18 protein-coding genes are annotated in these 23,898 nt (G+C 70.3%); 4 read left to right on the forward strand and 14 right to left on the reverse strand.

The window, feature by feature from the left end; translation table 11 throughout:
* Nucleotides 1-37 precede the first annotated feature (37 nt).
* Entirely contained in the window at nucleotides 38-733 is a 696-nt protein-coding gene (locus VGI12_11205) for a DUF1080 domain-containing protein (GenBank protein ID HEY2433230.1), read from the reverse strand.
* Nucleotides 734-749: 16 nt separating this feature from the next.
* Between VGI12_11205 and VGI12_11210 the strand changes: the two genes are divergently transcribed.
* Nucleotides 750-2,360 (forward strand): Gfo/Idh/MocA family oxidoreductase, encoded by a 1,611-nt coding sequence (locus VGI12_11210; GenBank protein HEY2433231.1) that lies wholly within the window; start codon nucleotides 750-752, stop codon nucleotides 2,358-2,360.
* Between the two features lie 138 nt (nucleotides 2,361-2,498).
* Nucleotides 2,499-4,169 carry a VWA domain-containing protein gene (locus VGI12_11215; GenBank protein HEY2433232.1) on the forward strand — a complete coding sequence of 557 codons (1,671 nt, stop codon included), beginning with the start codon at nucleotides 2,499-2,501 and terminating at the stop codon, nucleotides 4,167-4,169.
* Between the two features lie 170 nt (nucleotides 4,170-4,339).
* On the opposite strand, the gene VGI12_11220 is transcribed toward VGI12_11215, so the two are convergent.
* From VGI12_11220 to VGI12_11255, 8 genes are all read right to left on the reverse strand, one after another.
* Nucleotides 4,340-6,727 (reverse strand): ABC transporter permease, encoded by a 2,388-nt coding sequence (locus VGI12_11220; GenBank protein HEY2433233.1) that lies wholly within the window; start codon nucleotides 6,725-6,727, stop codon nucleotides 4,340-4,342.
* A 261-nt stretch (nucleotides 6,728-6,988) separates the two neighbouring features.
* Nucleotides 6,989-9,631 (reverse strand): ABC transporter permease, encoded by a 2,643-nt coding sequence (locus VGI12_11225; protein ID HEY2433234.1) that lies wholly within the window; start codon nucleotides 9,629-9,631, stop codon nucleotides 6,989-6,991.
* Nucleotides 9,624-9,962, reverse strand: coding sequence for a helix-turn-helix transcriptional regulator (locus VGI12_11230; protein ID HEY2433235.1), 339 nt, complete (start codon nucleotides 9,960-9,962; stop codon nucleotides 9,624-9,626). The genes VGI12_11225 and VGI12_11230 overlap by 8 nt, the downstream gene beginning before the upstream one ends.
* 114 nt (nucleotides 9,963-10,076) lie before the next feature.
* Nucleotides 10,077-10,589: a DUF6265 family protein gene (locus VGI12_11235; GenBank protein ID HEY2433236.1), complete on the reverse strand. Its 513-nt coding sequence runs from the start codon at nucleotides 10,587-10,589 to the stop codon at nucleotides 10,077-10,079.
* A gap of 5 nt (nucleotides 10,590-10,594) precedes the next feature.
* Nucleotides 10,595-12,982, reverse strand: a complete 2,388-nt coding sequence (locus VGI12_11240; GenBank protein ID HEY2433237.1) for an ADOP family duplicated permease — start codon at nucleotides 12,980-12,982, stop codon at nucleotides 10,595-10,597.
* Nucleotides 12,983-13,023: 41 nt separating this feature from the next.
* The gene (locus VGI12_11245) at nucleotides 13,024-15,441 is read right to left on the reverse strand and encodes an ADOP family duplicated permease (protein ID HEY2433238.1); all 2,418 of its coding nucleotides are present in this window, start codon (nucleotides 15,439-15,441) and stop codon (nucleotides 13,024-13,026) included.
* Nucleotides 15,442-15,532: 91 nt separating this feature from the next.
* The gene (locus tag VGI12_11250) at nucleotides 15,533-15,904 is read right to left on the reverse strand and encodes a hypothetical protein (GenBank protein HEY2433239.1); all 372 of its coding nucleotides are present in this window, start codon (nucleotides 15,902-15,904) and stop codon (nucleotides 15,533-15,535) included.
* A gap of 10 nt (nucleotides 15,905-15,914) precedes the next feature.
* Nucleotides 15,915-16,049 (reverse strand): hypothetical protein, encoded by a 135-nt coding sequence (locus VGI12_11255; protein ID HEY2433240.1) that lies wholly within the window; start codon nucleotides 16,047-16,049, stop codon nucleotides 15,915-15,917.
* 108 nt (nucleotides 16,050-16,157) lie between these two features.
* Here VGI12_11255 and VGI12_11260 point away from each other — a divergent pair, with 108 nt between their 5' ends.
* Nucleotides 16,158-16,829: a response regulator transcription factor gene (locus tag VGI12_11260; protein HEY2433241.1), complete on the forward strand. Its 672-nt coding sequence runs from the start codon at nucleotides 16,158-16,160 to the stop codon at nucleotides 16,827-16,829.
* A gap of 20 nt (nucleotides 16,830-16,849) precedes the next feature.
* Entirely contained in the window at nucleotides 16,850-17,848 is a 999-nt protein-coding gene (locus tag VGI12_11265) for a sensor histidine kinase (protein HEY2433242.1), read from the forward strand.
* A 102-nt stretch (nucleotides 17,849-17,950) separates the two neighbouring features.
* Here the strand turns inward: VGI12_11265 and VGI12_11270 are convergent, their stop codons facing one another.
* From VGI12_11270 to VGI12_11290, 5 genes are all read right to left on the reverse strand, one after another.
* On the reverse strand, nucleotides 17,951-18,832 hold the full coding sequence (locus VGI12_11270) for a DinB family protein (protein HEY2433243.1): 882 nt from the start codon (nucleotides 18,830-18,832) through the stop codon (nucleotides 17,951-17,953).
* Nucleotides 18,825-19,370, reverse strand: coding sequence for a DinB family protein (locus VGI12_11275; protein ID HEY2433244.1), 546 nt, complete (start codon nucleotides 19,368-19,370; stop codon nucleotides 18,825-18,827). Before VGI12_11275 ends, VGI12_11270 begins: the two co-directional genes overlap by 8 nt.
* Entirely contained in the window at nucleotides 19,367-21,784 is a 2,418-nt protein-coding gene (locus tag VGI12_11280; GenBank protein ID HEY2433245.1) for an ADOP family duplicated permease, read from the reverse strand. The genes VGI12_11275 and VGI12_11280 overlap by 4 nt, the downstream gene beginning before the upstream one ends.
* Before the next feature lie 68 nt (nucleotides 21,785-21,852).
* Nucleotides 21,853-22,800: a LysR substrate-binding domain-containing protein gene (locus VGI12_11285; protein ID HEY2433246.1), complete on the reverse strand. Its 948-nt coding sequence runs from the start codon at nucleotides 22,798-22,800 to the stop codon at nucleotides 21,853-21,855.
* A 55-nt stretch (nucleotides 22,801-22,855) separates the two neighbouring features.
* Nucleotides 22,856-23,710 carry a DUF4412 domain-containing protein gene (locus VGI12_11290; protein ID HEY2433247.1) on the reverse strand — a complete coding sequence of 285 codons (855 nt, stop codon included), beginning with the start codon at nucleotides 23,708-23,710 and terminating at the stop codon, nucleotides 22,856-22,858.
* Nucleotides 23,711-23,898 lie beyond the last annotated feature (188 nt).

Genomic DNA, 23,898 nt, shown 5'->3' on the forward strand with positions numbered 1-23,898 from the left:
TTCAGTTGCAAACGCCAGGCAGGCATGAAGGCCTGCGCTACATCAGCTCGCGGATCCGAATATTCCGCAGCTTCAGCGTTCCGGGATGATCCCCCTGGATGCCGAGATACCCCTTCGCGGCGCGGCCGAACTTGGGATACTTCTCAGGGCTGAACTTGCTCGCCTGGATCGCCGCTTCCCACTCGGGGCTGCCGACGTCGTACGAGGCGACCTCGTTGCCGTTGAGCCAGTGCTCGACGTGCGTCCCCTTGGCGACGATGCGCGTCTGGTTCCACTGGCCGGCCGGATGCGCGGCCCCCTTCGGCGGGGCGAACAGGTCGTAGACCGATCCGGCGAGGTGGTTGTCCTTCTTGTTGTCCGCGGCGTTGACGTTGTCGAGCAGCTGATACTCGGGCGCGCTCCAATAAATCTGGTCGAAGTCGTCGGTGCCGCGGTAGAAGATGCCGCTGTTGCTGGCGTCGCCGATGTTCCACTCGAGCTCGAGCTCGAAGTCGCCGAACTGCTCTCTGGAGGCGACGTCGTTGGCGTGGCTGTCCTTCTGCAGCACGCCGTCCACGATCTCCCAGCAGTCCTTGGCGCCCGGCGTCTCGCACATCTTCGGCGCCTTGTCGGTCTTGAAGATGCGCCAGGCATCCATGCTCTTCCCGTCGAAGAGCGATCTCCACGGTCCCGCTTTCGGCGCTGGCGCCTGCAGGACGAACAGGGAGAGCAGCAGCGCGATCATCTGGGTCATGTCCGGAAGGTATATCATGACACCCGTTTTTGAAGGGGGACTCATGGACGACCAGTCGAAGGGCGTTTCGCGGCGGCAGTTCATCGAAACTGCCGCGCTCACCGGCGCGTCGATCGCCATCGTGCCTCGGCACGTGCTCGGACGCGGCTACACACCGCCATCCGATCTTCTCAACATCGCCAGCGTCGGCATCGGCGGCATGGGCCACACCAACCTGGCCAACGTCGGCACCCAGAACATCGTCGCGATCTGCGACGTCGACTGGGACTACGCCGGGAAATCGATCGAGCGATTCTCGCGCGAGCTCGAGCAGCGCCGGAATCCCGCGCCGGCGCGCGCCGGCCAGTCGCCGAACCTCGATCCGGCGCGCCAGGGGCAGACGGCCGCCGGCTATCAGCACCTCGTCGATCAGCTGCCGAAAACGAAGCACTACACCGACTACCGCGAGATGCTCTCGCAACAGAAGGACATCGACGCGGTGATCGTCGCCACGCCCGATCACATGCACGCGCCGATCGCGTCGGCCGCGATGGACCTCGGCAAGCACGTCTACGTGCAGAAGCCGCTGTGCTGGTCGGTCGAGGAGGCCCGCCATCTCGCCGCGAAGGCGAAGGCGAATCCAAAGCTCGCGACGCAGATGGGCAACCAGGGGCACTCCCACAGCGAGAGCCGCTCGACCGTCGAGTACATCCAGCAGGGGGCGATCGGCGACGTCCGCGAAGTGCACGTCTGGACCAACCGGCCGCTCGGCTACTGGCCGCAGGGGCTGCCGCGTCCCGACGCCGCGGCGATGCAGACCAAGGACGGGCAGCCGCTGGCGTGGAACGGCCCCGGCGTCGAGAAACGCCTCGCCGCGGCGATGGCGGGCAATTACCCGGTGCCCGAGACGCTGAAATGGGATCTCTTCCTCGGGGTCGCGCCGTTCGTCGACTATCACCCCGTCTATCACCCGTTCAACTGGCGCGGCTGGGTCGACTGGGGCCAGGGGGCGCTCGGCGACATGGGCGCCCATCTCATCGACTTTCCCTTCTGGTCGCTCGACCTCGACATGCCGACCAGCGTCGAAACGATCTCGACGCCGTTCAACGACGTCTGCTATCCCAACGCGACGACCGCGTATTACGAGTTCGCGGCGCGCGGCAACAAGCCGGCGGTGAAGCTCACGTGGTACGACGGCGGCCTGCTGCCGCCGCGGCCCGCCGAGTTCAGCGACGAGATGGTCGAGAAGAACGGCCACAAGGTGTACAAGGAGAACGTCAATCCCGACGGCGGCGTCATGTTCATCGGCAGCAAGGGCAAGCTGATGCACGAGACCTACGGCTACAAGCCGCAACTGCTGCCGCATGCGCTCCACGACTCGTACGGCAAGCCGAAGGAGACGCTGCCGCGCATCCAGGCGTCGCACGAGATGAATTGGGTCGAGGCGGCCAAGGGCAACGGCCAGACCTCGTCGCCGTTCTCCTACGCGGCGCGGCTGGTCGAGGTGATGCTGCTCGGTGTCGTCTCGCTGCGGGCGCGCACGAAGATCTACTACGACGCCCAGAACATGCGCGTCACCAACTCCGACTACGCCAACCAGTTCCTCCGTCGCGAATACCGCGGCGGGTGGAAGCTGTCGACGATGTAGCAGGACGGGGGACGAACGACGGGGGACGAACGACGGTTCGTCAGGCTCGCGGCGCCTGACGAAACGGCCTTCGGACCCGCCCTCCGCCCCTGTCTTCCCGCCACACTTCTGCCTTGCGCTTTCTGGCAAGATGGAGACGTGATCCTGCCGGCGGCCGCTCTCGCCGTTGCCCTTGCCGCCGCCGACACCGGCAGCGTGCGGATCGGCACGCTGGTCACCGACCGTCAGGGCCGGCCCGTCCAGGGCCTCACCAGCAGAGACTTCGAGCTCAAGGAAGACGGCATCGTTCAGAAAATCGACGCGGTCGAGGCCCGGCGGCCGGACAAGCGGCGTCTGGCGATCCTGCTCGACGAGTTCCACGTCGATCCTGCCGACACGGCTCGCGTGCGCGACGCGATCACGGCGTTCGTCGACGCCCGGCTGCGCGAGGGTGATCTCGCCTTCGTGCTGCGGCCGATGGATCCGCTGACCTCGATCCGGCTCACCTCGGATCGCGACGAGCTGCGGCGCGCGATCGCGCAGTTCGAGGGGCGCAAGGGCGTCTACGAGCCCCGCACGCCGCTCGAGGCCGAGACACTGGGCACGGCGCCGACGCTGGTCGAAGCCGGCCGCGCGCAGGTCGTACTCTCGGCGCTGCGGGCGCTGACGGCGCAGCTCGGGTCGGTGCAGGGACGTTCGGCCGTCCTCTTCGTCAGCGAAGGGTTCGAGCTGGCGGCCCATCGCTCGACGATCCGCGGCCTCCCCGACGCGAGCATCGTCGAGCGTTTCGCCAATCGTTACGACGTGCCGATCTACGCGTTCGATCCGCGCGTCCCGGCCCCCGCCGCTGCCGGCGGCGGATCGCCGCTCCTGGCGGGCCTCGTCTCGCAAACCGGCGGCACGATATCGCGTGGCACCGATCTCGCCGGCGACGTCGCGCACGCGGTCGACGAGCTCGACGCCGGATACACCGTCGTCTATACCTCGTCGCACGGCAACGACGGACGCTATCACCCGGTCCAGATCACGTTGACCAGGCGTCAGGCCGACGCCCGGACCCGCGCGGGCTACGTGTCGCCGCCGTCGGAAGACGTGCGCAAGGCGATGGCGGCGCTGATGGACGACCGGCCCCGGCCGCCGCCACGCACCCTGCGGCACAGTTCGCTGCTCAGCCTGTGGTCAGGCGTGACCGGGATGAACGGCGCCACGGCCCGCGTCGCGGTGACCTGGGAGCCCGCGCCCCTGAGCCATGCGGCGGCGCGCGTGACGCTCAAGGCGACCACGCCCGATGGCAAGGTGCTCTACGAGGGAACCCTGTCGCCGGTACGGGCCGGCAGCGCTGGGCCAGGCGCACTCGCCGAGTTCACGGCCGCGCCGGGGCGCGTGCAGCTCGACATGACGGTATTCGGCGTCACCGGACAGAAACTCGACACCGACGCCCGCGACCTCGATATCCCCTCGCAGAGAGACGCGACTCCGCTGCTGCTGCCGCCTATCATGCTGGCGACGGGATCGGCGCGGGAATTCCGCGACGTCGCGGTCGACGAAAAGGCCCCCCCGATTCCGGCGCGCGAGTTCCGGCGGACCGAACGCCTGCTGATTCGGGTGCCCGCCTACTCGGCCGGAACGCCGCTGCCGGTCTCGGCGCGGCTGCTCAACCGCGTCGGCCAGACGATGAAGGATCTCGACGTCGTTCCAGGCGTCGGCGGAGTGACGCAGTTCGATTTGCCGCTGGCGCCGCTCGCGCCTGGAGAGTATTTCCTGCAATTCAACGTGGAGGGCCCGACCGGCCCTGTCTCGCAGCGCGTAGCCTTCAAGATCACCGGCTGACGCGCGTCACGCAACCCGCCGATCTCGTGCATGCGATTGACGAGCTCACCGGACGCGGGATCGGCTTCGAACGGCAGGACGACGATAGGGCGCCGGCCGGCCCGCACGCGCAGATCGGCCGCCGACGTTTGTGATACCGCGTCCATGCCATGTCGACCGCGAGGTCGCAGTCAGTCGTTCCGCAGGACGAGCGCGGGATCTACCCGGCCGGCCCATCGCGCCGGCAGGTAGCAGGCCGCCATCGACACGGCGAGCACGAGCACCGCGTTGCCGGCGAAGACGGCCGGATCGGTCGGCTTCACGTCGTTGAGCATGGTCGCCATCAGCCGCGTCAACAGCAGGCCGGCGACGCAGCCAATCGCGATGCCGGTCGCGGCGACGATGGCGCCGCGCCGCACGATCAGGCGCTGGACCGAGCCGGGATCGGCGCCGAGCGCGAGCCGGATGCCGTATTCGCGCCGCTGGCGGCGGACGTTGTAGGCGGTGACGCCGTAGACGCCGACCATCGCCAACAGGCCGGCCAGCGCCCCGAACAGCCCCGACAACGCGGAATAGAGCCGCGGCTGCCCGACCGACTTGCTCACCACTTCCTCCATCGTCTGCACCGTGGTGACCGGCAGCGCCGGGTCGAGCGTCGAAACGATGCTGCGGGCGCTCGGCACGAGCGCCGACGGGTCGACGCCGGTCGAGCGCAGCACCACCGTCACGCCACCGACCGCCACCTGGTCGGTCGTCTGGTAGAACTCGAACGGCGACTTCGCCGCCAAGCCGAACGATCGCGTCGTCCCGATGACACCGACGACCGTGTAGTAGGTCTTCGGGTCGTCCCCCTGGCCGAAGCGGCGGCCGATCGGATCCTCGTTGGGCCAGAACTTGTCGGCCATCGCCTGGTTGACCAGCACCGTGCGCGTATCGGCGCCGTCACGGCCGTCAAGAGCGCGTCCGCGCAGCACCGGAATGGCGAGCGCCTTCAGGTAGTCGCCGTAGACGAAGCAGTATTCGACGAGCGGGTTGTCGTTCGGGCCCCAAGGGTTGCCGCCTTCCCGGGCCATTTCGCCGTTGCTGCCGAAGCGGTACATCGGCAGGTGGCTCGTCAGGCCGACGGCAAACACGCCGCCGAGCTGCGCGAGCCGCGCGTCGAGCGTGCGGTAGAACTCCCGGCGCGCCGCATCGTCCCGGTAGCGGGGTCCGGACGGCGAGACGTCGAAGGCGATGACGTGGTCGGTCGAGAAGCCGGCGTCACGCTGCTCGAGCAGGATCAGATTCTTGACCATCAGCCCCGCGCCGACCAGCAGCGCGAAGGCGATGGCGATCTCGGCGACGACCAAGCCGTTGCCGAACGTCGTGCTGCCGCCGCTGCCGGTACGCGTATCCCCTTCACGCAACGCCGTCGTGAGCGTGTGCAGCCGCAGCCGCAGGAGCGGCGACAAGCCGCAGACGATGCCGACGAGGATGGTGACGGCGGCGGTGAAGGCGAGGACGCGACCGTCGATCTGGATCGTGGCGGCGCGCGGCAGCGCGTTGGTCCCCAGAGCGACGAACACCCGGACGATCCACAGCGCCAGCAGCAGGCCGAGGCCGCCGCCGGCCGCGGCCAGGACCAGCGCTTCCGATGTCAGCTGTCGCGCGATCTGCCGCTGCCCGGCGCCGAGCGCCAGGCGGACGGCGATCTCGCGCCGCCGCGACATCCCGGAGGCCAGCAGCAGATTGGCGACATTGGCGCAGGCGATGAGCAGCACGCAGACGACCGCGCCCATCAGGACCTGCAGCGGGCCGCGGATGAGGCCGACGGTCGCTTCGCGCAGCGATCGGACGTCGATCCCGTGATTGGTGCCGAACTCACGGGCCAGTCCTTCGCCCAGCTGCCGCATCTCGCGGGTTGCGCGGTCGAGCGGGACGCCCGGCTTCAGCCTGGCATAGGTCGTCAGGAAGTGTTTGCCGCGCGTCGACAGATCCAGCTTGCGCTGCAGCGGCACGAAAACGTCGGCGTTGCGATGATTGAACGTCGCCGGCATCACCCCGATCACCTGGTAGGCCTCGCCGTCGAACGTCAGGTTTCGGCCGACGATCGACGGATCGCCATTGAGCCGGCGCTGCCAGAAGCGGTAGCCGAGCACGACGACTTTCGGACCGCCGAACTGATCTTCGGCCTCGCTATACCAACGGCCCATCTGCGGCGGGACGCGGAAGACGTCGGCAAGCGACGCCGTCGCCGAGACTCCTGTCACCTGCTCGGGCGCGCCGGATCCGGTCATCACGAATGACGCCTGCGTCGATCCGCCGATCGCGGAGAAGACCTGGTTGCGCGTCTTCCAATCGACGTACTTCGGGTACGACGCGGGACAGGTCTTGCAGGCCGGCTGCGTGTCGTAGACGAGGACGAGCTGGTCCGGCTCGGGGTACGCCAGTGGCGCCAGCAGCACGCCGCTGAAAATGCTGAAGACCGCAGTCGTCACACCGATCCCCAGCGCGAACGCCAGAATCGCGAGCATTGCCACCGATCGCGTGCGGATGGCGGTCCGCACGGCGAAGCGGATGTCCTGTCGCAGTCGTCCCATCACTCCTCCGTGTTGCTTAGACGGGGCCGGCGCGATTCGGGTGGCCCGCCCGTTGCGGGCAAATCCTCTTCTTGGACCGCCGGGAACCAGGATTGCGCATCCGTCCCTCACCGCGTCAATCACGCCGTCCGTCACCGGCCGCGTCACTCGTCAGCCAGCCGTTTCCGATCGCACCAGCCAGCCGGGACCCCTCCCACGTGACTCCGTGGCGTCGTCTCCGCGCCGCTTTGGTCCATCCCTTGCTGACTGCGCGCGACGCCATCAGCGCAGACTGGCTGCCGGATCCATGCGCGTCGCGCGCCGCGCCGGCACATAACACGCAGCGAAGCCCACCGCCACGAGCATCGCGGCCACCGCGATGAACGTCACCGGATCGAAGGGATCGACGCCAAACAGCAGTGTCGTCATCACGCGGCCGACAGCCGCCGCCGCGCCGAGACCGACCACGATCCCGATCGCCACCGGCGTCATGCCCTCGCGCAGCACCAGACGCAGCACGGCGCCCCGATCGGCGCCAAGCGCCATCCGCATCCCGAGCTCCGGCCGCCGCTGATTCACCGAGAAGGCGACGACGCCGTAGAGACCGACGGCCGCCAGCATCAGCGCAACCGCTGCGAAGACGGTCAGCAGCAGCGTGCGGAATCGCGGCGGCGCCACGTTCGCCGAGACGAGCGCGTCCAGCGGGCGGGTGCGCCCCATCGCCACCGCCGGCGCCAGGTCGCGCAGCGCCACATTGATCTGCGGCAGCAGCGCACGCGGATCGCCCCCGCCCCGCACCATCACGGTCATGCTCTCAGGCCCATACTGCGCATGCGGTACGTAGACGACCGGCACCGGCTCGATCTCCATTCCGCGGGTGCGCACGTCACCGACGACGCCTACGATCTCCCGTACGAGCTTGCGAGGCTCGTTCACGTGCAGACGCAACGGCTTGCCGACGGGGTTCTCGCCGGGCCAGAACCGGCGCGCCGCCGACTGGCTCACCAGGGCCACCGGCGCCGCCTGGGCGCTGTCCTGATCCGTCAGGCCGCGTCCGGTGACGATCGGAATCGACAGCGCAGCAAAGTATCCCGGCGTCGTCGAACGGATCTGCGCGTTGCCTTCCTCCTGGCCCGACGGCCGGCCCAGAATGCTGAAGCTGCCGCCGAAACCCTCACGCGTGACCGGGGCCATGCTGACCGCGCCGGCCGCGGCCACGCCGGGGATGGCGCCAAGACGCGACGTGAAGTCGCGGAAGAAACCGGTCTGCGACTCCGGCGACGGATACGCCGCGTCCGGCAGGCTGATCTCGAACGTCACGACGTTGGTGGTGCGAAAGCCTGGATCGACGTGGGTCAGACGCTGGAAGCTGCGCAGCGCCAGGCCCGCCGACACCAGCAGCACGAGCGCCAGGGCAACCTGGGCCGCGACCAGCACGCCCCGCAGGCGCCGCCGTCCTCCCGAGGCGCCGGCATCCCGCCCCGCATCGCGCAGGAACACGGCCAGATTGGGGCGCGACACGAGCAACGCCGGCACCATCCCGAACACCAGTCCGGCGGCAACCGACAGGGCGACGCTGAACGCCAGGATGCTGCCGTCGATGCCAACGGCCTCGGCCCGCGGCAGATCGGCGGGCGCCACCGCGGTCAGGGCGTGCACCCCCCACGAGGCGAGCAGGATGCCGGCGGTGCCGCCGGCGAGCGCCAGGACGACGCTCTCGGCGATCAATTGCCGGACCAGACGCGCGCGGCCGGCGCCGAGCGCCGCCCGCACCGCGATCTCCCCCGTCCTGGTGGTGGCGCGCGCAAGCAGCAGGTTGGCGACGTTGACGCAGGCGATGAGCAGCACGAACAGAACGGCCCCGGTGAGTACGAGCAGCGGCCGCCGCACTTCGCCGACCATCGAGGACAAGAGCGGCACCGCGCTGACGGTGTAGCCGCCGACCCGCGACGGGAAGCGTGCCGCAATCCGCTGCTCGATCGCGTCGAGGTCGCCGGACGCCTGGGCGGCTGTCACCCCTGGCTTGAGGCGGGCGACCGAGTTCAGATAGTGCGCGCCGCGCTGGTTGTCGCCGAGATCGTGCGCGTCGAGACGCAGCGGCAGCCACGCGTCGCTGCCGTCGGGAAAGTCGAAGCCGCGCGGCATGACGCCGATCACCTCGTACGGCTCCCCTTCGAGCTGAATCTGGCGCGACACCACGCGGCGATCGCCTCCAAAGGCCTGCTGCCACAGCCCGTCGCTGAGGATCACGACCTTGCGTCCGCCTGGCTGCACGTCAACCGCGCCGAACGGCCGGCCGAGGGCCGGCAGCACCCCGATGACACCGGCGAACGCGTCGTCAACGAGTGCCGCACCGACCCGGGATGGCTCGGCGCCCGTACCCGAAAGCGTCACCACCTGCTCGTTGTAGGCGGTGATGCCGGCAAGCGTCGCATTCCCGGCCCGCCAGTCGGCAAAGTTGGGCGGCGACACCGAGCTGGCGCGGCCGCGCGCGTACTCGTCGACCGCGACGAGGCGGTCGGGCTGCGGATATGGCAGCGGCTGCAGCAGCACCTGCTTGACGACGGTGAAGATGGCGGTGTTGGCGCCGATGCCGAGCGCGATGGCGCAGACGGCGGCGAACGTGAAGCCCGGCGCCTTGTAAAGCATGCGCACCGCGAAGCGCAGATCCTGTCCGCTCATGGGCAACCTCCCTGCCGATCGTTCGAACGGCGCGCGGGCGGGCGCGGCCAGCCGCCGGCACTCGAGCGCGGCCGACAGCGTCCGCCAGACGAACAGGACGTCGACCGCCACGCGCGACACCAGTCCACGCGCGCGACGTCGGCGCAGGCGGCGCTCGCGGCGCGCATCCTGGACGGCGGGCTCGAACACGCGCGCCCGCAGCGCTTGCGGTACGAGCCAGCCGATCCAGGCAGAGTCACGCATGCGCCGTCCGCGGCCTTGCCGTGCCGTAGGCGCCGATCGTCTCGTCGTAGAACGCGCGGGTCGATGTCCACGCCGTTTCCCCGGCGGCGGTGAGCGTATAGCGGCGCTCCTTGATGATCTGGCCGCCGACGACCTTCTGGTCGTATTCGCCGGCGACGAAACCCGCGTCCTCGAGCCTGGCCATCATCTGGTAGAACGCCGGGCCCGAACGGCGGATGCCGTGCCGGGCCAGCGCGCGGCGGACAGGGTGCCCGGTCCTCGGCCCGCCGCGCAGCACGGCCAGGACGAGGAACTGCAGGTGCGTGACGGCCGGCAGTGGACGGGGTGACATAATGCCGGATTATGTCAAACGACGGCCGCGGTGCCACGAGAATGTGACGAACGGCATGCGCGACGCCCTACCGGCTCCCGGGCGGGTCCGGCAGGGACCTGACGCAGCCGTGTGTCAGCGGCTGGCGGCGCAGGCGGCCTTCGTATACGGATACTCGATCCGGCGCGTCTGGCCGTTCATCGGCCCTTCGACCGCGGCCGTCAGCGCGTCCCCGTTGCGTTTGTAGAAGATCTTCGTCGGAAAATCGTGCGCGGGATTCTCGAAGACGACCTCGGTTGGGCCGACACGCTCCGCCGTGAACGTCGCCTCAGCCTGGCCGGACGGCTTGGCGACGTAGTCGAGGCCGTGGGCGCCAGGCCGGATAAGCAGGAACTCATACTCGGTCGTCTTGCCGTTCGCGACGGAACGCGACATGCCGAGCATCGTGCCGCCTTCGGCTGGCGTCCACTGCTCGATCACGTGGCGGCCGCTACGCGTGAGTTCCCAGCACCCGGTCATCCACGCGAGACCGTCGAGGGACGGCGGCGGCGCCTGCAGGACGCCTGACACTGCGAGCGCGATCATGATCGTCGTCATCGGCATGCGGGCAGCGTAGCGCAGGCTGCGCGTCTTGGACAACCGCGACACGGCCGCTACTCCAGGCGCATCGCGTCGACGGCGCTCACCGCGAGCGCCTGGCGGATCGGGATCGCGACAGCCGCCAGCGCGGCGAGCGCCAGCGCGGCGGCCGCGAGCGCCAGCGCGTAGGGATCGAATGGACCGACACCGAACAGCAGCGCCCGCACCATGGGCGCCGACGCCAGTGTCAGCGCCGCGCCAATCGCCACGCCGAAGCCGACCAGACGGATCGCGCCGCCGGCGACCAGCCAGACGACTTCATGCGGCGAGGCGCCGAGCGCCAGCCGGACGCCAATTTCGCGGCGCCGCTCACCGACGACGAGCGTCATCAGACCGTAGAGCCCGAGCCCGGCCAGCACCACCGCCGCCGCCGCGAACAGACTCAGCGCCGCTGCGTTCATCCTGGGCTGATCGAGGGCCTCGTCGATCACCACCTCCACCATCTTCATGCCGAAGACGGGGCGCGCGGGATCGAGTGCGCGCACGATCTGCCGGATCGCCGCGGCCGTGGCGCGCGCGTCTCCTTCGGCGCGCACGACGTACTCAGGATCCGGCCACGCTCCTTCGGCCACGCACGCATAGAGATACGGATAGGGAGGCGCCGACGGACCGTCTTCGAGTGCGTCGCCGATCACGCCGACGATGCGGAAGCGATCGCCGCCCTGCAGGAGCGACAACTGGCGGCCGACGACCACGCCGCCGCGCGCGACGCGATCGACGAACGCGCGGTTGACCATCGCGTCACGAACGCGATTGACGTTGAAATCTGGTTTCGTCTCCTCGCACCAGCTACCGGCGGCGAGGGGAAACTTCAGCGCTCGCAGGTATCCGCGGCTGACGCTCCGCTCTCCGACGTTGAAGGCGCCGTTGGACTCGCCGCTGGCATATCCGTCGACGCGAACCTGATACCGCAACGTCGCGCCGGTCGCCGGCAGGAAGTTGGCAAACCCGGCGTCGCGCACGCCGGGAATCCGTACCAGCTCGCCAAGCAGGCGCTCCTGGAGCTGCGCGACACGTGCGCGATCCTCGTCCCATGCCGCCCCGACGTGGAAGGTCAGCACGCGGTCGGGATCGAATCCCATGTCGACCGACGCCATCGCGTTGTAGCTCCGCACGAGCAGCCCAGCCGAACCGGCGACCAGGACGCCGAGCGCCAGCTGTGCGACCACGATCGCGTGCTGGAGGCGATGGCGGCCGCCGGCGACGGTCCGTCCGCCCGCCGCGAGCAATGGCGTCAACGTCGGCCGCAGGATGGTCATCGCCGGCAGGGCGCCGAACACCATCGCCGCCGCCAGGATGCTGACAAGGACGAACACGGCCGAACGCCAGTCCATCCCGAGTTCCGAGGCGCGCGGCAGCGTCGTCATCGCGCGGCCCGCAGCGGCGGCCAGCCACGAGGCGAACAGCACGGCGCCGACAGCCGCCAGCGCGCCGAGCAGCAGTACTTCGTGCAGGACGGCGGCGGCGATCCGCAGACGCGACGCCCCGAGCGCTGCTCTCACGGCGAATTCCGTCGTCCGCCGCTGCAGCTGGACAAGGACGAGCCCCGCTACGTTGGCCGTCGCGATGGCGAAGAGAAGCACGACGGACGCGAGCACGAACACCAGCGGCCGCCGGTACTCGCCGACGCGCTGGTCCTTCAAGTCGCGGACGTCGGCCGACCACCCGGCGTCGGTCTCAGGGAACTCGTCGCCGAGCCGCCGCTGGACGCGCGACAGATCGTCCCGGGCTTCCGCCACGCTGACGCCGGCGCGCATCCGGCCGACGCCAGTCAGGAACCGCGCCGCGCGGGCGCCGCTCAGATTGGGCGACAGTTGGGACGGAATCCAGACGTCGATGCCGGCGACGGCAAAGCTGCGCGGCATGATGCCGACAATCGTGTAGCCGACCCCGGCGGCGATCAGGCGGCTGCCGATCGCGTCGGCGCGCCGGGCGAACCGGCGGTTCCACAGCTCCTCGCCGATCACCGCGGCGGTGGGCCCGCCGTATCGCTCCTCGTCGGCGACGAACGTCCGACCGGCGAGCGGCGTCGCGCGGAACACCTCGAAGAAGCCGGGCGTGACGCGCCGTCCCTGCAGCCGCTCCGGTTCGGCACCGCTCGTGTCGGTGACGCTCTCGCTGTAGCTCCCTGCGAGCGCAACGAAGGTGCGGTTGAGGCGCTGCCAGTCCTCGAGCCGAGCCGGCGCGATCAGACTGACGCGCTGCGCCTGTCCCGGGTTGGCTTCGTAGACGGCCACGAGCTCGCCGGCGTCTGGGTACGGCAGACGTTTCCAGACGACACCGTCGACCACCGAAAAGACCGCGGCGGTGATGCCGGCGCTGGCGGCAAGCGTCAGGATCGTCACGAGCGTGAACGCCGGGCGGCGCACCAGCGCCCGCCACGCCTGCGATAGGGCGGCCATGTTCATCAGACGAAGGCGCCGCCAATTGGTTGGCCGCCGATTCAGTCGGCGCGCAGCGCGATCATCGGGTCGACGGACGCCACCCGGCGCGCCGGCCACCAGGCGGCGGCCGCCGCCACGGTCAGCAGGAGCGCCGGGACCCCGGCGAAGACCAGCGGCTGTATCGGCCCACTCAGGAGATCGACCGCCACCGCGAATGCGACCATCCAGCCGACCAGCGCGCCGGTCGCCGCCACGGTGACGTGCTCGCGCACGAACTGCGCGACGACGCGGCGCGGCGTCGCGCCGAGCGCGAGGCGGACGCCGACCTCCACCGTTCGTAGCGACACCGCATAGGCGACCACGGCGTAGATGCCCGTCGCCGCCAGCAGGAGAAGCAACGGCCCCAGCACACTGAACATGCGTGCCGGGATGCGCCGGAAGATCAGGTTCGCCTCGATGTGATCCGAGAGCGTGCGGATGTCGTAGATCGGCAGGTTCGGATCGAGCTCGGCGACCACACGGCGCACGTCGGCCGCGGCTGCCCCCTCCGAGCCGTGTTTCGGTCGCAGGTGGATTTCTCCGGCGGGCGAGGGCCGGTCGCGGTAGGAGAAATACAGCATCGGCGTCGGCGGCTCGCCGAACGCGTCATAGAGCGACGTGCGCACGACGCCGACGATCGTGTAGGCGCGGCCACGCGTGGTCAGACGCCGGCCGAGCACGTCGGCGCCGGGCGCGTAGCGATGCACGAAGGCGTCGTTGACGACCGCCTGGGGCGGCGCGGCGGTGTCGCGCAGTTCGGCGAAGTCGTGTCCGGCAAGCAGCGGCAGTCCCATGACCGCGAAGTAGCCTGGCGACACCGTGTTGGCCAACGACAGGTCGCCGCCATCGTCGTCGCGCGCGCGTCCCTCGAGCGTGAACACCCGCGACGGCATGCCGTGGATGTCGAGCGGCACGGACGTGGCGAGCGCGGCTCCCTCGAGCGAGGGAAGCCCGCGCAGCCGATCGAGCAGAGTGGCAGTGAAGCGCGATACGCCGGCGGCGTCGACGCCGCGGCCGGTGAGATCGTAGCCCGCCAGCAGGACGCCGTCGCGGTGGAAGCCCGGATCCTCCTGCCGGGTGGCGGCGAACGCCTCGAGGAAGAGGCCGCCGGCAATCAGCACCGTCGAGGCCAGCGCCACCTCGATCCCCATCAGGACCGATCGCATGCGGCCGCGCGAATGCGGAGAGCCCGGTTTCATCCCCGGCTGCCTGGCGGCGCGCGCGGTCTGCAGCGCCGGCATCAGACCGAACACGGCACCGCACAGCACGCCCAGCAACATGGTGAACGCGACAGTGACGGCGTCGACGTGTGTCTCGAACGAGACCGGCATGCCGCGCACCCGCAGCGGCGGCAGCGCGTTGAGCAGGCCGGTGCCCCAGGCCGCGAGCGTCGCGCCGAGCGCGGCGCCCGCCAGCGCGAGCAGCAGGCTCTCGACGAGCAGCAGACGCGCCAGATCGCCGCGGCCGGCGCCGAGCGCCAGCCGGATACTCATCTCGCGTTGCCGCGCGCTCGCGCGCGCCAGGATCAGCGTGGCGGTGTTTCCACACACGGCAAGCAGGAGGAGCAGCATGATCGCCTGGAGCACGGCGAGCGATGCCGCGAGAAAGCGCTGCGGCCCGCGAGGGGCCTTCCAGAACGGCAGGACCTCCGCCGTGGTCGCGCGATTCGATTCCGGATAGGCCTGCTCGAGCTGACGCATCTGCATGTCGACATCGGCCTGCGCCTGCGCCAGGCCGGCGCCGGGCGCGGTGTAACCGGCCGCGGTATAACCGCGCACGCTCCGATCTTCGAGGTCCCCCTCACCCTTGGCCAGAAGCGGGCCCATGGTCGCCGGGATCCAGAAGTCGAACGACAACCGCATCACCGTGCCCTTGAAGCCGCGCGGCGCGACGCCGACGATCGCGAGGTCGGTGCCGTTGACGCGCACCGTCTGGCCGAGCGCCGACGGGCTGGCGCCGAATCGGGTCTGCCAGTAGTCGTGCGAGATCACGACGACTGGCGATGCGCCTGAGGAGACCACCTCGTCGGCGCGCAGGAAACGGCCAAGCGCCGGGACGACACCGAGCGACGCAAAGTAGTTGTCAGAGACGAGCAGGCCGCTCGCGCGCTCAACGCGGCCGCTCGCGCCAACGTAGAGCGGGATCATCCGGAAGGCGAGCAACCCGGTCATCGCGCGCAGGCGCACGCGCAGATCGCGATACTCCGACCACGAAACGCCGGGATAGAAGCCGGTCTCCGTCTTCGGCTCGAGGAGCTGCAGCGCGGAGGCGCGCGGCGCCCCCTCGATCGGCGAAAACACCACCGCCTGCACCCACGAGAACACCACGCCATTGGCGCCGATGCCGACCGCCAGCGATGCCACGACCACCGCCGCAAGCACCGGCATCCGGGCGATGGCGCGGGCGGCGTGGCGCACGTCGCGGGCGAGGCCGATCATCGTCGATCCGAGAAGGTTCGCCCCGCGGACTCCACTGCACGCTCGGTTGCTGCGTTCGGTCGCCGTCGCGGCGTCTGGCTGACGAGGCGCCTCACTTGCCGTCCTGCCCGGCGGCGCGCCGGGCGGTCCACGTCATGTCCCCCATCGGGCTCGACACTGAGCCTGCCAGCGTCCCGTCGTCTCTCAGCCTCGCGCTGAACAGAATCTTCTCGTCCTCTGTGCCGGACGTCGTCGAGAGTTTCAGCTCGCCGTTGACGAATTCGCCGGCGATCGCCATGTCGCCGTGCGGACTGCTGAACGTGCCCGAGACTTTCGTCCCGTCCTGCTTCAGCGTCAGGCCCATCGCCGCATCGCCGTGCGGACTGCCGGACACGGTCATCGTCCACGCACCATCTACCGTCGGCGCGGCGGCGGCCGTCACGATCCCGGCGGCCAACAACACGGTCAGTAATACCTGTTTCATGTTCCTCTCCTCAGTGGGCGGGACCGCCATGGATGGCCGGCAGCCACCTCGCCAGCGCGGCGTGCCCCTTGCCATGCATTGCCACCACGCCCGCCGCGACGAGCGCGGCGAGCAGCACGACGACGACGAATGTCTTGCCCGTCATGATCGGAGCGTACGGCGCCGCCGCTGAACGTCCCCTGAACGCGCCGTTCAGCCGCCGTTCAGCTTCGCCTGGGATAACGTGGTGCTTTCGCCGCCTCAGAAACCGTCCATGCGAATCCTGGTCGTCGAAGACGAATCCCGACTCGCGCGTCAGCTCTGCGAGGCGCTCGCCCACGCCGGCTATGCCGTCGACTGCGCCGCCGACGGCGACCGCGCCGACTTCCTCTGCCGGACGGAGCGCTACGACGCGGCGATCCTCGATCTCGGCCTGCCGAAAATCGACGGGCTGACACTGCTCCGCGGCTGGCGCGACGACGGACTCACCCTCCCGGTCCTGATCCTGACCGCGCGCGGCAGCTGGCACGACAAGGTCAAGGGCATCGACGGCGGCGCCGACGACTACGTCGCCAAGCCGTTCCGCATGGAGGAAGTCCTGGCGCGGGTGCGCGCGCTGATCCGCCGCGCCAGCGGCCAGGCCGCCGTCGAACTGCGCTGCGGCCGCATCGCGCTCGACCCGCGCGCCGCCCGCGTCACTCTGCAGGGGGCGCCGGTCCGCCTGACCAGCCACGAATTTCGCGTCCTCTCGTACCTGATGCACCATCGCGGCAAGGTGGTGTCGCAGGGGGAGCTGAGCGAACACATCTACGCCGAAAATCTCGATCGCGACTCGAACACGGTGGAGGTGTTCGTGGCGCGGCTGCGGCGCAAGCTCGGCACCGCGGCAATCGTCACGGTGCGCGGACTGGGCTATCGGATGGACTGCGAGCGGGACAGCGCGTGAGATCGCTTCGCCGTGACGTCATGATCGGGGCCGTACTCTGGACGCTGGGGCTGCTCGGCACTTGGGCGCTGGCGTTGACGTTTCACCGCGCGGCGTTCCAGTGGATCGCGGTGGTGCACGGCTCTCCGCACCTTCTGATGCTCGGCACGATCCTCGTGACGGTCGCGGGATACGTGATCGTTCGACGCGGCCTGTCACCGCTCGACACGATGCGGCGAAGCCTCGGCGCTGTGCGCACCGGCGCGGCCGAGCGAGTCGAGGGCCGCTTCCCCGCCGAAGTCCAGCCGCTCGTCGTCGAGCTGAATGCCCTGCTCCTGCACCAGCAGCAGGCGGTGAGGCGGGCGCACGCGAAAGCGGGCGACCTGGCCCACGGCCTGAAGACCCCGCTCGCGATCCTGACGCACGAAGCGGAGCGCGCGGCGGCGAACGGACAGACCGATCTCGCCGCCGGGATCAGCGAACAGGTCGAACGGATGCGCCGGCAGATCGAGTATCACCTCGCGCACGCGCGCGCCGCCGCCTCGGGCGCCACCGCGGGAGCCCGCGCGCCGATCGCCGAGTCGGCGCAGGCACTGGCGCGGACGATGCTGCGGCTCCATGCCGAGCGGGGCGTGGCGATCGAGATCAGCGTCGATCCGGCGCATCACGTCCGGTGCGACCGCGCCGATCTCGACGAGATGCTCGGGAATCTGCTCGACAACGCCTGCAAGTGGGGGCGCGGACAGGTGACCGTCACCTCCGTGTTCATTCCGCCTGAAGGCGACAGCCGCGCGGACGCCCCGCAGAACGGCGCGATCGCGATCGTGGTCGAGGACGATGGGCCCGGGATCGAGCCGGCGCTCCGCGACGCCGTCCTGCAGCGCGGCGTGCGCGCTGACGAAGCCGCGCCTGGATCGGGGCTGGGCCTGGCGATCGTACGTGAATTGGCGGAGTTGTATGACGGACGCGTGTCGCTCGACGCCGCACCGGCCGGCGGTCTCTCGGCCAAGCTGACGCTGCCGGCTGCGCCCGCCCGCTGACAGGTTTCAGCTATCGGCTCGCAACATTTCCCAGACGCAATGGCGTGCGCGAAGAACCGCGTGCGGCCACGCGACGAAAATGACCTCGGGAAACCCAACCCCTCACCCCGCGCGCGTGCCGTCGGGGACGGGCCATTCCGGCTGCGCGAAGGCGGGCCGCAGCCCGTCGGCAAAGCCGATGTCGAACAGCATCCCTTCCGAGAGCTGTCCGCGGATCGTCCTGGGCGCGAGGTTGACGACGAACAGGCACTGGCGGCCGACGATGGCGTCGAGCGACGGCCGTTCGGTTCGGATACCGGCCACGATCGTGCGCTCGCGATCCGCGAACGCGACGGTGAGCACCGCCAGCCGGTCGGCGCCGGCCAGCGGCACGGCGTCCCGAATCGTCCCGGCACGGACGTCGAGCTGCTCCAGCACGACGTGGTCGATCGCCGGCTTGATCGGCGCCGCCGGGAACGCGCGCGCCGCGCCGCCGGGCTCGTGGCCGGCGAGGATCCGCTCGACTTGCGCGAGGTGATTGCGATCGTGCCCCGCGTAGAGCGACAGCATGTGCGCGATGCTCTCTTCGCCGCGTTCGGCGTGCACGCCGAAACGGCAGAGCTCTTCGCCGGTGAGTCGCCGCACGAGCAGCAGATTGGCGCCGCGCAACGCGGCAAAGAGCGACAGCGAGGCAAACGCGTCGCTCGACGCGGCCTGCTGGGAATCGACCCACGCATTCTGATCAAACGCCTGAATCGGCCCGCCGGCCGCTGACAGAATCTGGCGGAGACGGAACGCGAACACGATCTCGCTGTCGGCGAGGTGCGACACGATCTCGGCGATCGACCAGCGGTCGGCAGACGGCCGGCGCTGCAATTCCGTCGTCGAGCGGCCGGCGATCAAATGGCCGATGGCCGAGGCGGTCGACGCCATGATGTCGAGCGGCTCGGCGCCCACCGCGAGCGCGAGCAGGCGGGCCGTGTACTCGGCAAACGTTTCACGCATCGGGATGCCAGTCCTGCAGCAGGCTGAAATAGCGCGTCCACGGACCGACGTGGCGGCCGAAGGCGCGCGTCAGGATGCGCCCGACCTGCGACACGTGCGCCATGTCGTGCGCCGCCCACGTCGCGAGCAGCTGCCCGAGCGTCACCGTGCCGAACTCGGGATGCTCGCCGGTCATGCGCAGGTGCGGCGCCGTCAGCGCGAGGCGATCGAGCGTGTCGACGTTGGCGCGCCGCAGCTGGCCGAACTCGCCGACCAGCGCCTCGGCGTCCCAGCCGCGGTACCGCTCGAAGCCGGCTTCCCGATCGAACGGCGGAAAACGCCCGCCGCCGGCGAGAATGCGCTCGACGCGCGGCGGCCAGTCGGTGATCTCGGCGTCGGCGAGATGCGCGAGCACCTCGACCGCGGTCCAGGCCCCCGAACGCTCGCGCCACTCGAGCGCGGCGCGCGGCGCGCCGGCCACCAGCCCTTCGATCACGCGCGGGGCCTGCAGCAGGCTGCCGCGCACGTCCTGGATCGTCAGATGGGTCATCGTCGTCATTGTGTGCTCAGAGCCTCGCTCGGCTCGACGCGCCGGATCGGCAGCGCCGCGATGATTGCCGCCGCCACACCGGCGACGGCGAGGACCCCGCCGGCAGCCGCGAACGGCCCGACGGCGATCGGATCGACCTCGAAGAGCACCGTACGCAGCGCCGGCGCGGCGGCGGCGGCACCGGCCAGGCCGATCGCCAGCCCGGCCAGGATCGGCCGCGCCGCGTCGGCGACGAGCAGACGCAGGTTGTCACGTCCCGCGGCGCCAAGCGCCGCGCGGATCGCCATCTCGCGCCGCCGCATCGCCACGCTGAACGACGTCACCGCGTAGACACCGGCGGCGGCGAGCGCCAGCCCGATCGCCGCGAAGGCGCCGACGATCTGCAGATTGAGCCGGCGGGGCGCCAGCGCCGCCGCGAACGCATCATCCATCGATTGGATCGCCGAGGCCGGCACGTCGGGATCGACGGCCTTCAGCGCGCGGCGGAACGGATCGCGCAGCACGGCCGGGTCGCCGCTCGTCCGCACGCCCCAGTACATGTTGTTGGCCAGCCACTGCACGGTCGCGTCGGGCACCTGCGGGATCGGCACGTAGACATCGGGCGTCACCTCGGCGTCGAAGCCGTAGTGCTTGACGTCGCCGACGACGCCGACGATGCGCGCGTGGCGCGGCGGATCGGTATCGGCGACCGCGAGGTCGGCGCCGATCGCCGCCGCTTCTGTCCAGTAGCGTGTCGCCAGCGTCCGGCTGATCAGCACCACCGCCTCGCTCGCTGCCAGGTCATGATCGTCGAACGATCGTCCCGCAATCAGCGGCAGCCCGAAGGTCCGAATATAGGTTGGACTGATCATCCGGTACTGCGCCTGGCCGCGCTCGGCGGGCGGCGGTGCGGGCCGATCGCCCGGCCAGACGTCGGCGGTCGCGTGGTAGCCGTTGAGCGGCACGACGTTCACGGCGGCGGCGTCCTCGACGCCGGGAATGGCGAGCAGGCGCGGCCGCAGATCCTCGACGAAGCGCGCCGCCTGGCGGGTGTGCGGATATCGTCCACGCGGCAGCGCCAGCCGCGCGGTCAGGAGGCCCTCACTGCGCACGCCGGGATCGACGCGCTGCAGGCGGGCGACGCTGCGCGCCAGGACCACCGCCGTCACGATCAGCATCGACGCGACGGCGACTTCGGCGGCGACGAGCGCGGCCCGCAGCCGGCGGTTCGCCGGCGACGCGGCGCGGGCGCTGCGCAGCGAGGTGCCGCGGCCCAGGCGCACGGCCGGCAGGACGCCGGCGGCGAGCGCGGTCAGCAACACGAGCGCCAGCGTCGCCGCGATCGTCCGCGGCGCCAGCGCCGACGGCGGCACCAGCGCCAGCAGGTCGGCCGGCGCCAGCCGGGCCAGCAGACGCACGGCGGCGCCGTGCAGCAGCAGGCCGCCGGCACCGCCGCCCGCCGCCACGATCAGTGTCTCGATCGCGATCTGCCGCACGCATCGCAGCCGCGAGGCGCCCAGCGCGGCGCGCACGGCGAACTCGTGCTCGCGGCGGAGCGCCGACGCCAGGAAGAGGTTCGCGGCGTTCGCGCCTGCCACCAGCAGGACCAGCACGACCGCGGCCTGGAGCAGAAGGAGCACGGGCCGCTGCCCCGCAGTCAGGGCCTGCTGCCACGGCTGCACGAGGGTGCCGGCATGGGTCGCGTTGGTCGCCGGATACGCGGCGCGCAGCTGCACCATGATCGCATCGAGATCGGAGCGCGCCTGCGCGACGGTGACGCCGGGACGCAGCCGCGCCACCGCGCGCAGGAAGCCGGCGTCACGCGTCGCACGCCGTGGATCGGTGTCCATCGCGAACGGCGCCACGAGCTCGGCGTCGCGCACCGGCGTCACGAAGGCGGCCGGCAGCACGCCAACGACCGTATAGGCGTCGCCGTTGAGCACCAGGGTGGCGCCGAGCGCGGAGGCGCTCGCGCCGAAGCGGCGCACCCAGAAACCATGCGTCAGTACCACGACGCGGACGCCCGCCCCACGCTCGTCGTCGGGACCGAGCGCGCGTCCGAGCGCCATCCGCGCTCCGGTGATCGCGAAAAATGACGACGACGTCCGCATCCCCTGCAGCCGCTCGGCGTCGCCGCCGGTGAGGTTGGCGCTCCATTGAAACGCCGCCGCCATCCGGTCGAACGAGCGGTTGCCGTCCCGCAGATCGCGGTAGTCGGCGATCGACAGCGGCTCGCGGGCCGAGTCGGGACGCGTTTGATCGACCGTCACCAGCCGCGCCGCGTCGGGAAACGGCAGCGGGCTGAGGATGACGGCGTCGACGAGCGCGAACACCGCAGTGTTGGCGCCGATGGCGACCGCGAGGATCGCGGCGATCGAAACGGCGAGCGGGAGCTGCGCCGCGAGCGCGCGGCAGGCGTAGCGGAGGTCGGCGAGGATGGTCACGCGGTCAGGCTATCGCCCCGCCGCGTGCCACTCCAGCGAATCGTTGTCCTGCGATCGATGAACGCCGCTCATGCGAGGCGATCGCGCCGCAGCCCGAACGGCGCCGGCGGCCGCCCGCTCCGCGCCGGCAGCGCGCGCGCCGCGAGCAGGTCGAGGAAGTCGACGATGTAAGGGGGATCCGGTACTGCGGCGAGCGTCGCCGCCACCCAGTGCCGCCGCATGCCGCGCCGCGTCAGCGACAGGGGCACGACGCCGCCCGACGCGATCGCCCGCTCGGCCGACCAGCGCGGCAGGATGCCGACGCCGGTGCCGGCCCGCGCCAGCTCGATCATCGCTTCGGTGAGCATGATGAACGAGACGCGCGCCGGCGTCAGCCCGGCAGGCCGCAGCAGGCGGCGCAGCACGAAGCTCTCCTCCGGCACGCTGCTGTAGAGCAGCAGGTGCTGCCGCGCCAGATCCTGCGGGTCGAGCCAGCGCCGCCTGGCGAGCGCATCGCTCTTGGCGACGATCGCCACCATCTCGTCGGCGAAGAGCGGCCGCAGCCGCAGATGGGTGTCCTTGCGCGGGTCGATCAGGATCGCCAGATCGACGCGGCCGTCAAGAAGCGCGCGCCTCGGCTGCTCGGTGGCGTCGGCGGCCACGTGCACGTCGACGCGCGGATGCTTGCGCCGGAAGGACGTCAGCAGCGGCGCCAGCCAGTGGTAGCCGGTGTTGCACTCGGTGCAGACGCGGATGCTGCCGTCGGTGTGGCCGGCGAGCCGCTGCAGGTCGGCTTCCGCACGGGTCAGCTCCGGCAGGACACGCTGCGCGGTGTCGAGCACCCGCCGTCCGGCCGCGGTCAGGACCAGGCGGCGGCCGAGACGGATGAAGAAGGGGGTGCCGAGGCGCGATTCAATGTCGCGGAGCTGGTGGCTGAGCGCCGATTGCGTGAGGCACAGGCGCTCGGCGGCGGCGGTCATGCTGCCGGCACCGGCGATCTCGGCGACAAGCCGCAGGTGCCGGACCTCGAGGTCCACGGCCGCATCCTACCATGAGCCCTACTCATGGACTCGGACAAGACCGATGAGTCGTCTACTGCCGGCCGCGCCGCCCCATCCGTCCCAACGGCGAGTCCGTCTTCTGGTATCCCGCCGGCGCCTGGAAGGTGGCGTCGGTGAACGACTGGCGGCGGACGTCGCTCAGTTCATAGGTCGCGGACGCCTGGCCGCCGGCATAAGTGATCGTGCGCACTGGCACGCCGCTGAAGCCCTGCTCTTCCGGCGTGCCGATGTGAAACAGCTCCGACGCGCTCACGGCCTGCGTCATGCCGGGCGGCATCATCTTCTGGAAGAAGGCGGCCATGTCTTTCGATACGGCGAAGTCGGCGATCGTGAAGCCGAGGGCCTTCGGATCGACCGTGCACAGATCCTGCACCTTCTGGCCGTCCTTGGTGCCTTCGTAGTTGTCGCACGTCCACTTACCGACCGTGTCGGTGCCGGTCTTGCGGTAGACCGTCTTCGACGTCGACGCGGCGCCGGCCATCGCCCGTCCGGCCGCGCCGGCGCGGCCCATCAGCGCCTCCATCTGCGCCCGCTGCTCGGGTGTCATGTTCTTCGCCGCGGCCTGCATCTGCGCCATCGCCGAGGACATCTGCTGGCTGATCGCGTCGACGTCGGCCTGGGTGATCTCGCTGTAAGTCTTGTGGTCGTTGTCGATGATCGTCATGACCTGGCGTCCACCGTCGAAGACCATCGACTGCGACGCGCCGCCGGGACCGGCGATCTCGGCGCGCATCCGGTGCTGCTCGATCTGGATCTGGTTCGTCTTCGCCTCGCCGCCGGCTCTGATCACTTTCTGGACGATCAGCACGCCGTCGGCTGCCCAGGCGGGTAGCGCCACTGCGCAGACGACGCCCGCCAGGCACACGGTTCTCACCAGCGATCTCATGACGCCTCCTGAAGATACCGCGCCATTATGGCATCGGTTGCCGTCATCGGGCGCGGAGAGTCGAAGGTGTCTCATGAGTGTCGGTTGCAATCGCCGCGAGCGAGCGCAGCGAGTGAGCCACGCGAACGGAGCGCGGCGCGCGAGAGAGCGTGTACGGGAGTCCGAGGGGCGAAGCCCCTCGGGTGAGA

Source organism: Vicinamibacterales bacterium, assembly GCA_036496585.1.
Lineage (GTDB): Bacteria > Acidobacteriota > Vicinamibacteria > Vicinamibacterales > 2-12-FULL-66-21 > JAICSD01.

What these genes read in the sequence shown, in the direction of transcription:
- VGI12_11240 (HEY2433237.1), bottom strand. Translation starts at nt 12,982, where the DNA reads ATGGCCGCCCTATCGCAGGCGTGGCGGGCGCTGGTGCGCCGCCCGGCG.
- VGI12_11255 (HEY2433240.1), bottom strand. Translation starts at nt 16,049, where the DNA reads ATGACGGGCAAGACATTCGTCGTCGTCGTGCTGCTCGCCGCGCTCGTC.
- VGI12_11245 (HEY2433238.1), bottom strand. Translation starts at nt 15,441, where the DNA reads ATGATCGGCCTCGCCCGCGACGTGCGCCACGCCGCCCGCGCCATCGCC.
- VGI12_11250 (HEY2433239.1), bottom strand. Translation starts at nt 15,904, where the DNA reads ATGAAACAGGTATTACTGACCGTGTTGTTGGCCGCCGGGATCGTGACG.
- VGI12_11205 (HEY2433230.1), bottom strand. Translation starts at nt 733, where the DNA reads ATGACCCAGATGATCGCGCTGCTGCTCTCCCTGTTCGTCCTGCAGGCG.
- VGI12_11270 (HEY2433243.1), bottom strand. Translation starts at nt 18,832, where the DNA reads ATGCGTGAAACGTTTGCCGAGTACACGGCCCGCCTGCTCGCGCTCGCG.
- VGI12_11225 (HEY2433234.1), bottom strand. Translation starts at nt 9,631, where the DNA reads ATGCGTGACTCTGCCTGGATCGGCTGGCTCGTACCGCAAGCGCTGCGG.
- VGI12_11275 (HEY2433244.1), bottom strand. Translation starts at nt 19,370, where the DNA reads ATGACGACGATGACCCATCTGACGATCCAGGACGTGCGCGGCAGCCTG.
- VGI12_11220 (HEY2433233.1), bottom strand. Translation starts at nt 6,727, where the DNA reads ATGGGACGACTGCGACAGGACATCCGCTTCGCCGTGCGGACCGCCATC.
- VGI12_11290 (HEY2433247.1), bottom strand. Translation starts at nt 23,710, where the DNA reads ATGAGATCGCTGGTGAGAACCGTGTGCCTGGCGGGCGTCGTCTGCGCA.
- VGI12_11230 (HEY2433235.1), bottom strand. Translation starts at nt 9,962, where the DNA reads ATGTCACCCCGTCCACTGCCGGCCGTCACGCACCTGCAGTTCCTCGTC.
- VGI12_11210 (HEY2433231.1), top strand. Translation starts at nt 750, where the DNA reads ATGACACCCGTTTTTGAAGGGGGACTCATGGACGACCAGTCGAAGGGC.
- VGI12_11265 (HEY2433242.1), top strand. Translation starts at nt 16,850, where the DNA reads ATGATCGGGGCCGTACTCTGGACGCTGGGGCTGCTCGGCACTTGGGCG.
- VGI12_11260 (HEY2433241.1), top strand. Translation starts at nt 16,158, where the DNA reads ATGCGAATCCTGGTCGTCGAAGACGAATCCCGACTCGCGCGTCAGCTC.